Source organism: Dellaglioa algida (assembly GCF_030127605.1).
GTDB lineage: Bacteria > Bacillota > Bacilli > Lactobacillales > Lactobacillaceae > Dellaglioa > Dellaglioa algida.
Genome location: NZ_JANXLE010000002.1, coordinates 135,797 through 149,819, shown reverse-complemented (window position 1 = coordinate 149,819; position 14,023 = coordinate 135,797). Strand labels below are relative to the sequence as shown.

Here is a 14,023-nt window from a genome sequence, read left to right as displayed (position 1 = left end):
AGTTTGTTGATGTTTTCAGAAAATTATGCTATATTAAAGAAAGTATTTTGATATCTTGTTTGAGTGAGCAGCGATGCTCACTCTTTTTATTGGAAAAATGTAAGGAGGGTACCGTGTGAGTACTGTTATAGAGACTGTCACAGAGCTAGTTCAACCAATCGTCGATGAACAAAATATTGAATTGGTTGACATTGAATTCGTTAAAGAAGGCCCAAGTTGGTTTTTAAGAGTTTACATTGATAAGCCTGAAGGCATTAAAATTGAAGAATGTGTCGCTGTCAGCGATGTTTTAAGCGAAAAATTAGATGAGATTAATCCGGATCCAATCCCACAAGCATACTTTTTAGAGGTTTCATCACCTGGTGCTGAAAGACCTTTAAAAAAAGAAAAAGATTTTGAAAGAGCTGTGAATCAATATGTTAACGTATCGTTATATGAGCCAATGAATAATGCCAAGATTTTTCAGGGAACATTGACTAATTTAACAACGGATGAATTAACAATTGATTACATGGATAAAACGCGTAAGCGAACAATTGTTATTCCTCGTCAAAAGATAGCTAAAGCACGTTTAGCTATTAAATTTTAAACATTTTTTTATAAAGGAGTAAACTAAAGATGAGTAAAGAATTATTAAGCGCACTAACAGTGCTAGAAGAAGAAAAGGGTATCAAAAAAGAAGTAATTATTGACGCTATTGAGGCAGCACTTGTTTCAGCATACAAACGTCATTATAATCAAGCACAAAATGTTGAAGTCGAATTTGATTCAAAAAAAGGGAATATTTCAGTTTATGCCGTTAAAGAAGTTGTCGAAGAAGTTTTTGATTCGCGTCTTGAAGTTAGTTTAACGGATGCTTTAGATATCAATAAAGCCTATGAAGTTGGAGATTCAATCCGCTTTGAAGTAACGCCTAAAGATTTCGGCCGGATTGCTGCGCAAACTGCTAAACAAGTTATTATGCAACGTGTACGTGAAGCGGAACGTAGTATTGTTTACGACCAATATATTCAATATGAAAATGAAATTGTTAGTGGCGAGGTAGAACGCCATGATAATCGCTACATTTATGTGAATTTAGGTAAGGTAGAAGCTGTATTAGCTAAGATTGACCAAATTCCTGGCGAAAGTTTTAATCCACATGATCGTATAAAAGTTTATATTACAAAAGTTGAGAATGCTGCTAAGGGACCTCAAGTTTTTGTTAGCCGTTCACATCCTGATTTATTAAAACGATTATTTGAACAAGAAGTTCCTGAAATTTATGATGGAACAGTTGAAATTGTTTCAATTGCACGTGAAGCTGGTGATCGTGCTAAGGTTGCTGTACGTTCAAACAACCCAGATATTGACGCTGTTGGTACCTGCGTTGGTCCTAAGGGTCAACGTGTCCAAACAATTGTTAATGAATTAAAAGGCGAAAACATGGATATTGTGGAATGGAATGAAGATCCCGCAAAATACATTGCAAACGCATTGAACCCCGCAGAAGTCGTTGATGTCATTTTCAATCCAGAAAACGATCATGCATGTACAGTTGTGGTACCAGATCATCAATTATCGTTGGCAATCGGTAAAAAAGGTCAAAATGCACGATTAGCCGCAAAATTAACAACATTTAAAATTGATATTAAATCTGAATCTGATATGGTTAACAGTAGTAAAGAAAAATCAGTTTCTGAAACAAACGAATAAGCCGACCAAAATTGATCGGTAATTGATTTGGAGGCAAATTAAAATGATTAATCGTAAAATTCCAATGCGGAAAGATATCGTTACGGGTGAAATGAAACCCAAAAAAGAGCTTGTTCGCGTTGTGAAAAATAAAGAAAACGAAGTATCTTTGGATCCGACTGGTAAAAAACCTGGTCGTGGCGCTTATATTTTTCTTGATGTAGACGTGGCTAAGAAGGCACAAAAAGAAAGAACGTTTAATAAAGCGTTTGGCATCAAAATTGATGATTCATTTTATGAAGAACTTGTCGAATACGTTGATCATCAGGTAGCTAGACGAGAATTGTTTAAAGATGAAAAATAGTCAAAAATTCTTACAAATGCTAGGTTTGACCAGACGCGCAGGAATGTTAGTGACTGGTGAAGGATTAGTGTTAAATGCTGTCAGAAAGAATAAAGCAAAATTAGTTATTCTCTCTGAAGATTGTGGACAAGCGACTTTAAAAAAAGTAACAGATAAGTGTAACAGTTATAATGTGAAATTATATGTTGGCTTTTCAAAAGCCATTTTAAGCGAAGCCGTTGGACAACAGCGCACGGTTTATGCTATTACCGATAAGGGTTTTAGCAGAAGGATGTGTGACTTAATGGATATATAGAAGGAGCATGCAAATATGGGAAAAAAAAGAATTTATGAATTAGCTAAAGAGCTAGATTTGAATACTAAAGATGTTATCGATTTTGCAACAACAAAAGGATTTGATGTTAAAAATCATATGTCAACTATTGGTGACAATGAAGAACGTCAAATCCGCGATAACTTTAAAAAAGGGACTGCTAAACCTGCGGCCGTAAAGAAACCTGCTGCAAAGGTTGCACCCAAAGCTGCAACGAATAAACCAGCTGCTAAGAAACCGGCACAACCTGTTTCAAAAACAACAAGCAGTAAACCTGCCGCTCAAAAAACAAATCCGGTAGCGGCTAAACCAGCTACTACGGCGAGTGCAACAACTAAAGCAACAAGTGACAAACCCGCAAGTCGTCCTCAAAATAGTACGCAATCAAGTGCTAGAACTGCTAATAATGGTAACGCTAATCAGCAAGGACGTTCGAGATTTAATAACAATAACCGTTATGGGAATAATCCTTATAACAAACGTAACAGAAATAAGAAAAACCGTCGCTCAACGACGCCAAAACCACCAGTATCACCTAGAAAAGATAAACCATTACCAGAAATCTTATTTTACAATGAAGCAACAAACGTTGCAGAAATTGCTAAAAAGATTCATCGTGAACCAGCAGAAATCATCAAAAAATTATTTATGCTGGGCGTAATGGTTAACCAAAATCAAACACTTGATACGGATACAATTGAAATTTTAGCATCTGAATATGGAATCAAATCAGAAGCTAAAATTGATGTTGATGTTGCCGATATTGACAAGTTGTTTGATGCTGAAGTTAAAAATGAAGATAATCTTGTTTCAAGACCACCAGTTGTTACAATCATGGGACATGTCGATCACGGTAAGACAACCTTACTTGATAAATTACGTCATACTCATGTTACTGACGGTGAAGCCGGCGGTATTACGCAACATATTGGTGCTTACCAAGTAAAACATGATAACAAAACGATTACTTTCTTGGATACACCTGGACATGCTGCATTTACAAATATGCGTGCCCGTGGTGCAGATATTACTGATATTACAGTATTAGTTGTTGCTGCTGATGATGGGGTTATGCCTCAAACAATCGAAGCAATTAATCATTCAAAAGCTGCAAACGTTCCAATTATTGTTGCGGTTAATAAGATTGATAAACCTGGTGCAAATCCTGCCCATGTTACAGAACAATTAGCTGAATATGAATTAATTCCTGAAAGTTGGGGTGGCGACACAATTTTCGTTGAAATTTCAGCGAAGACTGGTGACAACCTTGATGAATTATTAGAAATGATTTTACTTGAAGCTGAAGTTCTTGAATTAAAAGCAAATCCAAAACAAAAAGGTATCGGTTCAGTTATTGAAGCACGTCTTGATAAAGGCCGTGGAACGGTTGCTTCATTACTTGTTCAACAAGGAACTTTAAAAGTTGGGGATCCAATTGTTGTTGGGAATAGTTTCGGACGTGTTCGTACTATGACAAATGATAAAGGTCGTCAAGTCAATAAAGCTAAACCTGCAACACCAGTTGAAATTACTGGGTTGAATGATGTTCCGGGTGCCGGCGATCGTTTCGTTGTCTTCGATGACGAAAAAACGGCTCGCGCAGCTGGTGAAGAACGTGCTAAACGTGCCTTAACGAAGGAACGTGGAAACGTGACTCATGTAACGCTTGATAACTTGTTTGATTCTCTTAAAGAGGGAGAATTAAAAGAAGTTGCTGTTATTATTAAAGCCGATGTACAGGGATCAGTTGAAGCTCTTGCAGGTAGTTTGAAGAAGATTGATGTTGAAGGCGTTCGCGTTAACATTATTCATCAAGCTGCCGGTGCAATCACTGAAAGTGATGTTACCTTAGCAGAAGCAAGTAACGCTATTATCATTGGTTTCAATGTGCGTCCAACGCCTCAAGCTAAACTTCAAGCGCAATCTGATGAAGTGGATATTCGCTTACATCGTGTTATTTACAACGCGATTGAAGAAATTGAAACTGCCATGAAAGGGATGCTTGAACCCGTTTATGAAGAAAAAATTACGGGCCAAGTTGAAATTCGTGAAACATACAAAGTTACAAAAGTTGGAACAATCGGTGGTGCTTATGTCACTGAAGGTTACATCGAAAGAGATAGTGGCGTTCGTTTAATCCGTGACGGAATTGTGATTTACGAAGGTAAATTAGCAAGTTTGAAACGCTTTAAAGATGACGTTAAGATCGTTAAACAAGGTTTTGAATGTGGTGTCATGATTGAAAAATACAATGACATTAGAGAAGGCGACCAAATTGAAGCCTACGTTATGGAAGAAGTTCCAGTTAAATAATTCATAACAACTATTAGGAGGATATACAATGACACAACATTATCGTGTGGGTCGTTTATCACAAGAAATCCAAAAAGAAGTTAATGACATTCTTTTAAAACGCGTGAGAGATCCTCGCGTTGAAGGTGTTACAATTACGGGTGTAAATGTGACTGGTGACTTGCAACAGGCGACAATTTACTACAGTATTTTGTCAAATATGGCATCAGACGCACAAAAAACACAACGTGGTTTAGAAAAAGCTTCTGGATTAATTCGTGGTGAACTTGGATCAAGACTCTCGATTTATAAAACACCAGAATTGGCTTTTGTGAGAGATGAGTCAGTTCAATATGGCGACAAAATTGATCAACTGCTTAAAAAAATAGATTCTGAATATTAATTTAAAAGTCTTAAAACATTATTTAATAGTGTTTTAAGACTTTTTATTTTAAATTTTTATACTAAGGTACAAACGATATCCTTCAGTTTGATGATTATGCTATACTATTAAAAGTATAATAACGGAGGTAAGAAGATGGACGGAATTATTCCACTATTCAAAGAACGTGGTATGACTAGTCACGATTGTGTTTTTAAATGTCGTGGTATTTTTCAAACCAAAAAGGTTGGCCACTCTGGTACTTTAGATCCAAACGTTGATGGTGTTTTACCAATTTGTATTGGTAAAGCAACAAAGACTGTAAACTATTTAATGAATTCTGGTAAGGTGTATAGGGGTGAAATTACGCTTGGATTCTCTACTGAAACTGAAGATTTAGATGGTGAGACAATTGAAGAAAAAGATATTTTGAAACCATTTGAAGCGGATGAAATTGATGCTGTTATGAAACAAATGACGGGAACAATGATTCAAATACCGCCAATGTTTTCTGCCGTTAAAGTTAATGGACGTCGGTTGTACGATTATGCACGTAAAGGTGAAACGGTTGAACGACCAGAACGAGAAATTACTGTGACTTCGTTTATTCAAACAAAGCCCGCAGAATACGATACCGAAAATAAAAGACAAAAAATTTATTTTGAAGTTGCTTGTGGTAAAGGGACTTATGTCAGAACGTTGGCTGTTGATCTTGGAAAAGAATTGGGTGTACCCGCCGTTATGTCAGACTTAACTAGATTGGAAAGTGGCGGATTTAGAATTGATAAAGCTTTCACGCTTGACCAACTTAATGAAGCCAAGGCTAATGGAACGCTGGAATCATTATTATATCCAATTGACGCTGCATTAACGTCATTTAAAAAGTATGAATTAACTGATGAACAATGGGCAATTGTTAAAAATGGTGGTTTCTTGGCCATTGATTCTTTTAATGACGAACCAATGGTTGCATTAGTTTATGAAAATAAAATTAGATGTTTGTATAGATTGAACAGTGAAAAAAACCGTTATCAATCTGAAACAATGTTTGATTTAGGGTAAAGGAAGTTATTGTGATATGAAAGTTATTTATTTAACTGAGCCATACGATCCTAAAAAAATTGATGACGAGGCGATCTCACTTGCTATGGGTTTTTTTGACGGCGTTCATTTAGGACATCAAAAAGTAATATTAAAGGCTAAACAAAAAGCTAACGAAAAGAAAATTAAACTTGCGGTGATGACGTTTGATAAGCATCCTTCGGTTCAATTTCAAAAGAAACCTGAACGAAGTATTAAATACTTAACCTCAATGGAAAAGAAAATTTCATTAATGGAGGGACTAGGTGTTGATATTTTTTATATCCTAACGTTAAACAATGATTTGGCAAGTTTAACACCACAGGATTTTGTTACCAAGTATATGATTGATCTGCATGCACAAGTTGTTGTTGCTGGGTTTGATTATACTTATGGTAAAAAAGATATTGCTAATATGGATACATTGGCCAAGTATGCTCATCAACAATTTGAGGTTGTAACTGTACCTGAATTGATATCTGAAGATCAAAAGATAAGTTCAACTAGAATTAGGGCTGCTATCGATAAAGGGCAGATAAACGATGTGAATAGATTGTTAGGGTATGAGTATCAAACGATTGGTGAGGTTGTTCATGGCGAAGCCAGGGGTAGAGAACTTGGGTTTCCGACGTTGAATCTAGAGTTTAACGAGCATATTCGAATTCCGGGACCTGGAATCTATGTGACAAGGGTCCAGGTATCTGGTGTCTGGTATCGTGGAATGGCATCTATCGGATATAATGTCACATTTGGGCAAGATCGTGAATTAACCGTTGAAATTAATTTGTTTGATTTTAATGAAATGATCTATGGTCAACAGGTAACGGTCGAATGGCTGTCATATTTGAGAAGTGAAATTAAATTTGATGGGATTGATGGATTAATCTCACAGTTAAATCAAGATAAAAAAATGACAAATACTTATTTTAATTAATTAATCTAAATAAATCATAAATGACTGACCAAATAGAGATATTTAGTCAGTCATTTTCTTTAAAAAAACGAGTGCATTCCTTGACAACAATCTAAACATTTAGTATATTAATAGTTGTCTTAGCACTCTATTGTGCTAAGTGCTAAAAAGAGGTGATTGATCATGCTAACGGAAAGACAAATGTTAGTGTTAGAAGCAATTGTCAGAGTTTACACAGAAGTTGGGCAGCCGGTTGGTTCTAAATCGGTCGTCGACTTTTTGCCAATGCATGTTAGTTCGGCAACGATAAGAAATGAAATGGTTGCCTTGGAGAATAAAGGGTTAATTAAAAAAACGCATTCTTCTTCAGGACGCATCCCTTCGTTTTTAGGATATCGTTATTACGTAGACCATATTGTTCAACCCGGAGTTGTTCCGGCGGCAGAACTGGTGAATATTCAGAATTCTCTTGGCGTTCATTTTCAAAAGATTGATGAAATATTTGCGGAATCAACTAAGATTCTTTCAGATTTGACGAATTATACGGCAATTTCATTACGACCTGAAACAACGGAGAGTCGACTCGAAGGATTCCGATTAGTTCCACTAGGAAATCACCGAATTATGGCTATTCTTGTTATGAGTAGTGGTGTCGTTGAAAATCAAACGTTTAGCATTCCTAAATCAATTAATGGTTCAGATTTGGAAGCTGTAACGAGGTTGTTGAACGATCAATTAATTGGGTTGTCGTTAGCCGAAATTTCTATGAAGCTAAGGACAAGTATTCCGGTTATGTTGGTTGATTATATGCGTAGACCGGATGGCATTTTAGACGTTTTTGGCAATATTTTAAAGCAGGCGGCACGTGAACAGGTATTTGTTGGCGGTAAATCTAATATTTTAGATTTTGCAACTGACAGTAACGTGGATGAGCTAAAATCACTGTATGATTTAGTAGATACATCGAATAATAAGAATATTGGTGATTTGATTGGCATTCAAGGTAAACCCATTCAAATTAAGATTGGTGAGGAATTAACGAATCAATTACTTGATAACTATAGTCTAATATCAGCTAGTTATGATGTTAGCGACCACGGTCAGGGTGTTATTGCGTTATTGGGTCCAACAAATATGCCATATTCAAAGATGATTGGTTTACTCGATGCATTCAGTGATGAGCTTGCAAAAAAATTATTAGATTATTATCAACAATTTGATAAATAAGAAAAGGGGTGTTGTGTGTGGTTAAGGATGCCAAAGAAGATTTAGTTGAGGAAGATGTTGCACAAGAGCAACATCAAGCTAATGAAACAACTGATCAAAATGAGAAAAAAAGTTCTGTTACTGATAAAGTAAAAGAAAAATTTAGTAAAAAACCTTCTGATGCGGATAAGTTGGCTGAATTACAAGTCAATCTAGATGCAATGGAAGATAAATATTTACGGGCAGAAGCTGAGATGGCAAATATGAATACTCGCTTTAAGAAAGAACAAGAACAACTCTTGAAGTATAGTGGACAGTCATTAGCTAAAGACGTTTTGCCTGTTATCGATAATTTAGAAAGAGCGTTGTCAATTGAGGTCGATACTGAAAATGGCGAGCAACTAAAAAAAGGTATCGAATTAGTTTACAAAGATGCACAAAAAGCGTTAACTAATAATGACGTGATTGAAATTGCAACTGATGGCGTTATGTTCGATCCAACTATTCATCAAGCAGTTCAAACTGTTCCTGCTTCTGATGATCAGAAGGCAGATACAATTGTTCAAGTCCTTCAAAAAGGATACAAATTAAAAGATAGAGTGTTACGTCCAGCAATGGTCGTTGTCGCTCAATAATAATATAAGAAGAGGTAGATAAATTATGGCAAAGATTATAGGAATTGATTTAGGAACAACTAACTCAGCTGTTGCTGTTTTAGAAGGTAAAGAAGCAAAAATTATTACAAATCCAGAAGGAAACCGTACAACACCATCAGTTGTTTCATTTAAAGATGGCGAAACACAAGTCGGTGAAGTTGCAAAACGTCAAGCAATCACAAATCCAGATACTGTGGCATCAATTAAACGTCACATGGGTGAAGAAGGCTATAAAGTTGATATTCAAGGTAAATCATATACACCACAAGAAGTTTCAGCAATGATTTTACAATACATTAAAGAATATTCTGAAGCATACTTAGGCGAATCAGTAACACAAGCTGTTATTACAGTTCCTGCATACTTCAATGATTCACAACGTCAAGCTACAAAAGATGCTGGTAAAATTGCCGGTTTAGAAGTTGAACGTATTGTTAACGAACCAACTGCAGCAGCTTTGGCATATGGTCTTGAAAATACTGAAAAAGATGAAAAAATCCTTGTTTTTGATTTAGGTGGTGGTACATTTGATGTTTCTATCCTTGAATTAGGCGATGGTGTCTTTGAAGTATTATCAACAAATGGTGATACTAAACTTGGTGGCGATGATTTTGATCAAAAAATCATGGACTGGTTAGTTGATACTTTCAAAAAAGAAAATGGTATTGATTTATCAAAAGATAAAATGGCAATGCAACGTCTTAAAGATGCTGCTGAAAAAGCTAAAAAAGATGTTTCTGGTGTTACTAGTGCACAAATTAGCTTACCATTTATCACAGCCGGTGCTGCTGGACCTTTACATTTAGAAGCAACATTATCACGTGCACAATTCGATAACTTAACACAAGAATTAGTTGAACGTACACGTATTCCAGTTCAAAATGCTTTGAAGGATGCCGGTTTAACAAATGCTGATATTGATCAAGTTATCTTGGTTGGTGGATCAACACGTATTCCAGCAGTTCAAGCATTAGTTGAAAAAGAAACAGACCATAAACCTAACCAATCAGTTAACCCTGATGAAGCTGTTGCACTTGGTGCTGCAATTCAAGGTGGTGTGATTACTGGTGATGTTAAGGATGTCGTTTTACTTGATGTAACACCACTTTCATTGGGTATTGAAACAATGGGTAGTGTCTTCACTAAGTTAATTGACCGTAACACAACAATTCCAACAAGTAAGTCACAAACATTCTCAACAGCCGCAGATAACCAACCAGCCGTTGATATCCATGTCTTACAAGGTGAACGTCCAATGGCTACAGATAACAAAACATTGGGTCGCTTCCAATTAAATGATATTCCTGCTGCACCTCGTGGCATCCCTCAAATCGAAGTTAAATTTGATATTGATAAAAATGGGATTGTTAATGTTTCTGCTAAAGATTTAGGCACAAACAAAGAACAAAAAATTACAATCAAGAGTTCAGGTGGTCTTGCAGAAGACGAAATCGAACGCATGGTTAACGAAGCTAAAGAAAATGAAGAAGCTGATAAAGCACGTAAAGAAGAAGTTGACTTGAAAAATGAAGTTGACCAATTATTATTCTCAGTTGATAAAACTTTAGAAGAATTAAAAGGTAAAGTAACTGAAGAAGAAATTAAATCTGCAGAAGATGCTCGTGATGCTTTGAAGAAAGCTCAAGAAGATAACAATGTTGAAGATATGAAAGTCAAGAAAGACGAATTGAATAAAATCGTTCAAGACCTAACTGTTAAATTATATCAACAAGCACAAGATGCTCAAGGTGAAGCTGGTGCCGAAGGCGCAGCTAAAGACCCTAAGGATGAAACGGTCGATGGTGACTTCGAAGAAGTTAAACCTGAAGACAAGAAATAATTTTTACCAAATTCTAAGCATGATAGAAAGTCAAAGGCCTTTGGGACTTTGACTTTTTATTTCATGTTAGGCATGTTATCCTATTTAGAGCAATAAAAACCAAAAAGGTTATTCGGAGGTACGGAATGGCAGAGAACAGAGATCCATATGATGTACTTGGTGTGACTAAGGAATCATCACCTGAGGAAATAAAAAAAGCGTACCGTAAGTTATCTAAACAATATCATCCAGATATTAATAAAGATGCTGGTGCGGAAGATAAATTCAAAGAAATTACTGAAGCTTATGAGACTGTTGGGGACCCACAAAAGAAGGCTGAATATGACCAATATGGTTCAGCTGGATCACAAGGTGGTGGCTACCGAGGTTTTGGTGGTCAAGGCCAACAAGGTGGATTTGGCGGCGGTGGATTTGAAGATATTTTCAGTTCATTTTTCGGTGGCGGTGCTACTCAAGACCCAACTGCTCCGCGTGCAGGACGTGATTTACAATACGAGATGACATTGACATTTAACGAAGGTGTTTTTGGTAAGGAATCAACAATCAAATACAATCGTAAAAGTCTTTGTGCCACTTGTGGCGGTTCTGGTGCAAAACCTGGAACATCTCCAATTACATGTCGCAAGTGTGGCGGACGAGGCACAATTCAAGTTGAGCGTCGGACACCACTTGGCAATATGATGACTGAACAAGAATGTGACGTTTGTCATGGTTCAGGTAAAGAAATTGAAGAAAAATGTGAAACTTGTCATGGTTCAGGTCATACTGACGAAAGACATGAAGTTAAAGTAACCGTTCCTGCCGGCGTTGAAGATGGTCAACAAATGCGTCTACAAGGACAAGGTGAAGCGGGCGAGAATAGCGGGCCTTATGGAGATTTGTACATTATCTTTAGAGTCCAAGCTAGTGGAACTTTTGATCGCGAAGGATCTGAGATTTATATTGATGTTCCGATAAGTTTCGTTCAAGCTGCTTTGGGTGACGAAGTGACGGTTGAAACGGTACACGGTGACGTTAAAATGAAAATTCCAGCTGGAACTCAGACAGGAACAACATTTAGATTACGTGATAAGGGGGCACCTAAGTTACATGGTAAAGGTAACGGTGACCAACAAGTGACGGTTAATATCGAAACGCCTCGTAACTTGAAAAAAGAACAAAAAGAAGCTTTAAAAGAGTTTGCTACAGCTAGCGGCAAAAATGTTGTTGGTGAAGGTAACTTGTTTGATAAGTTAAAAGATCAATTTAAAGGAAAAAAATAAATCGGAAGATAGGATCGTCTTAATGAGATGATTCTATTTTTTTGTACAAGAACTGTAATTGTGTTTACCCGTGTTGATTGTTATACTTGAAAAAGATAGAGACAAGAAAGTAGGACGCAATTAATGGATTTTGAAGAAATGCAAGACAGACAAAAACATATTCGTAATTTTTCGATTGTGGCACATATTGATCACGGAAAATCAACGCTTGCGGATCGTATCCTTGAGATGACTGATACAGTTACGAAACGTGAGATGAAGAATCAATTATTGGATTCAATGGATCTTGAACGAGAACGTGGTATTACAATAAAATTAAATGCGGTTGAGTTACATTATCTTGCTAAAGATGGTGAAACATATATCTTCCATTTAATCGATACACCAGGACATGTCGATTTCACTTATGAAGTTTCAAGAAGTTTAGCTGCTTGTGAGGGAGCTGTGCTTGTTGTTGATGCTGCTCAGGGGGTTGAAGCACAAACTCTTGCAAATGTTTATTTAGCAATCGATGATGATCTTGAAATTTTACCAGTCATTAATAAAATTGATTTACCATCTGCTAATATTGAAATGGTGAAAAAAGAAATTGAAGATGTTATTGGATTAGATGCTTCTGATGCCGTTTTAGCGAGTGCAAAAAATGGCATTGGTATTGAAGAGATGCTTGAACAAATTGTTACAAAAATTCCTGCACCAAGTGGTGATTTAAAGAAACCGCTCAAGGCATTAATTTTTGATTCAATTTATGATAGCTACCGTGGTGTTGTTTTAAGTATCCGAGTAGTTGATGGTGTTGTAAAACCTGGTGATATGATTGAATTAATGAATAGTAAGAAAAAATACGAAGTCACAGAAGTTGGCGTTATGTCACCTAAGGCCGTTGACCGTGAATTCTTAATGGCTGGTGACGTTGGTTATATTACGGCGGCAATTAAAGATATTCGTGATACGCGAGTTGGTGATACAGTAACATCAGCAGATAATCCTGCTACTGAACCGTTAGACGGTTATCGTGCAATTAATCCGATGGTTTACTGTGGACTCTATCCTGTTGATAATTCAAAATATAATGAATTACGTGAAGCGCTTGAAAGATTACAGTTGAATGATGCTGCTCTGCAGTTTGAACCAGAAACGTCTCAAGCTTTGGGATTTGGGTTCCGTTGTGGGTTCTTAGGGTTGTTGCACATGGATGTTGTTCAAGAACGCTTAGAACGTGAATCTGGGCTAGATTTGATAACGACGGCACCATCCGTTATTTATCATGTTGATTTAACTGATGGTGAGAAGTTAATTGTCTCTAATCCTTCTGAAATGCCGGAACCATCATCAATTAAACAAATTAATGAGCCATATGTGAAGGCAAGTATCATGGTACCTAATGAATACGTTGGTGCAGTTATGGAACTTTGCCAGAAAAAACGTGGCGTTTTTGATACCATGGACTATTTAGATGAATTTCGTGTCAACATTATTTATCATATGCCTTTATCGGAAATTATTTTTGATTTCTTCGATAAGTTAAAATCAAATACGCGTGGATATGCTTCTCTTGATTACGAAGAAGAAGGTTATCGTCCAAGTGATTTAATTAAAGTTGATATCTTATTAAATGGTGAAGCAGTTGATGCTTTAAGCTTTATTGTCCATCGGGATTTCTCATTTGAACGCGGTAAGGGAATTGTCAACAAACTGCGGACATTAATTCCCCGTCAAATGTTTGAAATTCCAGTCCAAGCTGCGGCTGGGCAAAAAATTATTGCGAGAACCAATATTAAAGCTTACCGTAAAGATGTTACGGCTAAGTTATATGGTGGTGATCGTACACGCCGTATGAAACTTTTAGAAAAACAAAAAGCTGGTAAGAAACGAATGAAGCAAGTTGGTAACGTTGAGATTCCTCAAGAAGCGTTTATGGCTGTCTTGAAGATTGACGAAGAGGAAGAAACTAAGAAAAAATAGATTTTTTAAATTAAATATTAGTATATAAAAGACTGGTTTTTATTTTGGGTTCATCTCAATTCAGTCTTTTTGTATT

General features: G+C 36.4%; 13 protein-coding genes. All 13 read left to right on the top strand.

Translation table 11 applies throughout. The features are described 5' to 3' along the window. Nucleotides 1-115: 115 nt before the first annotated feature. The 13 genes from rimP (at nucleotide 116) to lepA (ending at nucleotide 13,947) form a co-directional block, all read left to right on the top strand. The gene (gene rimP / locus N0K73_RS02440; protein ID WP_057973622.1) at nucleotides 116-589 is read left to right on the top strand and encodes a ribosome maturation factor RimP; all 474 of its coding nucleotides are present in this window, start codon (nucleotides 116-118) and stop codon (nucleotides 587-589) included. A gap of 29 nt (nucleotides 590-618) precedes the next feature. Then, nucleotides 619-1,695, top strand: coding sequence for a transcription termination factor NusA (gene nusA / locus N0K73_RS02435; RefSeq protein ID WP_057973621.1), 1,077 nt, complete (start codon nucleotides 619-621; stop codon nucleotides 1,693-1,695). 43 nt (nucleotides 1,696-1,738) lie between these two features. After that, complete coding sequence (gene rnpM, locus N0K73_RS02430; RefSeq protein ID WP_112249974.1) at nucleotides 1,739-2,038, top strand: RNase P modulator RnpM; 300 nt, start codon at nucleotides 1,739-1,741, stop codon at nucleotides 2,036-2,038. Then, nucleotides 2,028-2,333, top strand: coding sequence for a L7Ae/L30e/S12e/Gadd45 family ribosomal protein (locus tag N0K73_RS02425; protein WP_112249972.1), 306 nt, complete (start codon nucleotides 2,028-2,030; stop codon nucleotides 2,331-2,333). The genes rnpM and N0K73_RS02425 overlap by 11 nt, the downstream gene beginning before the upstream one ends. A 15-nt stretch (nucleotides 2,334-2,348) precedes the next feature. Then, nucleotides 2,349-4,664 carry a translation initiation factor IF-2 gene (infB, locus tag N0K73_RS02420; protein ID WP_112249970.1) on the top strand — a complete coding sequence of 772 codons (2,316 nt, stop codon included), beginning with the start codon at nucleotides 2,349-2,351 and terminating at the stop codon, nucleotides 4,662-4,664. A gap of 28 nt (nucleotides 4,665-4,692) precedes the next feature. Next, nucleotides 4,693-5,046: a 30S ribosome-binding factor RbfA gene (gene rbfA, locus N0K73_RS02415; RefSeq protein WP_057973617.1), complete on the top strand. Its 354-nt coding sequence runs from the start codon at nucleotides 4,693-4,695 to the stop codon at nucleotides 5,044-5,046. Nucleotides 5,047-5,181: 135 nt separating this feature from the next. Further along, complete coding sequence (gene truB / locus N0K73_RS02410; protein WP_112249968.1) at nucleotides 5,182-6,087, top strand: tRNA pseudouridine(55) synthase TruB; 906 nt, start codon at nucleotides 5,182-5,184, stop codon at nucleotides 6,085-6,087. Between the two features lie 16 nt (nucleotides 6,088-6,103). Then, on the top strand, nucleotides 6,104-7,039 hold the full coding sequence (gene ribF, locus N0K73_RS02405) for a riboflavin biosynthesis protein RibF (RefSeq protein WP_112249966.1): 936 nt from the start codon (nucleotides 6,104-6,106) through the stop codon (nucleotides 7,037-7,039). A gap of 162 nt (nucleotides 7,040-7,201) precedes the next feature. After that, entirely contained in the window at nucleotides 7,202-8,245 is a 1,044-nt protein-coding gene (hrcA, locus tag N0K73_RS02400) for a heat-inducible transcriptional repressor HrcA (RefSeq protein WP_057973614.1), read from the top strand. A 17-nt stretch (nucleotides 8,246-8,262) separates the two neighbouring features. Next, entirely contained in the window at nucleotides 8,263-8,859 is a 597-nt protein-coding gene (gene grpE, locus N0K73_RS02395) for a nucleotide exchange factor GrpE (protein WP_057973613.1), read from the top strand. A 25-nt stretch (nucleotides 8,860-8,884) separates the two neighbouring features. Then, nucleotides 8,885-10,720: a molecular chaperone DnaK gene (gene dnaK / locus N0K73_RS02390; RefSeq protein ID WP_112249964.1), complete on the top strand. Its 1,836-nt coding sequence runs from the start codon at nucleotides 8,885-8,887 to the stop codon at nucleotides 10,718-10,720. Between the two features lie 125 nt (nucleotides 10,721-10,845). Continuing rightward, the gene (gene dnaJ, locus N0K73_RS02385; protein ID WP_057973611.1) at nucleotides 10,846-11,982 is read left to right on the top strand and encodes a molecular chaperone DnaJ; all 1,137 of its coding nucleotides are present in this window, start codon (nucleotides 10,846-10,848) and stop codon (nucleotides 11,980-11,982) included. A gap of 123 nt (nucleotides 11,983-12,105) precedes the next feature. After that, the gene (lepA, locus tag N0K73_RS02380; RefSeq protein WP_057973610.1) at nucleotides 12,106-13,947 is read left to right on the top strand and encodes a translation elongation factor 4; all 1,842 of its coding nucleotides are present in this window, start codon (nucleotides 12,106-12,108) and stop codon (nucleotides 13,945-13,947) included. Nucleotides 13,948-14,023: the final 76 nt, after the last annotated feature.

Coding starts and splice junctions, on each gene's coding strand:
- nusA (WP_057973621.1), top strand. CDS start 619: ATGAGTAAAGAATTATTAAGCGCACTAACAGTGCTAGAAGAAGAAAAG.
- rnpM (WP_112249974.1), top strand. CDS start 1,739: ATGATTAATCGTAAAATTCCAATGCGGAAAGATATCGTTACGGGTGAA.
- N0K73_RS02425 (WP_112249972.1), top strand. CDS start 2,028: ATGAAAAATAGTCAAAAATTCTTACAAATGCTAGGTTTGACCAGACGC.
- infB (WP_112249970.1), top strand. CDS start 2,349: ATGGGAAAAAAAAGAATTTATGAATTAGCTAAAGAGCTAGATTTGAAT.
- rbfA (WP_057973617.1), top strand. CDS start 4,693: ATGACACAACATTATCGTGTGGGTCGTTTATCACAAGAAATCCAAAAA.
- truB (WP_112249968.1), top strand. CDS start 5,182: ATGGACGGAATTATTCCACTATTCAAAGAACGTGGTATGACTAGTCAC.
- ribF (WP_112249966.1), top strand. CDS start 6,104: ATGAAAGTTATTTATTTAACTGAGCCATACGATCCTAAAAAAATTGAT.
- hrcA (WP_057973614.1), top strand. CDS start 7,202: ATGCTAACGGAAAGACAAATGTTAGTGTTAGAAGCAATTGTCAGAGTT.
- dnaK (WP_112249964.1), top strand. CDS start 8,885: ATGGCAAAGATTATAGGAATTGATTTAGGAACAACTAACTCAGCTGTT.
- dnaJ (WP_057973611.1), top strand. CDS start 10,846: ATGGCAGAGAACAGAGATCCATATGATGTACTTGGTGTGACTAAGGAA.
- lepA (WP_057973610.1), top strand. CDS start 12,106: ATGGATTTTGAAGAAATGCAAGACAGACAAAAACATATTCGTAATTTT.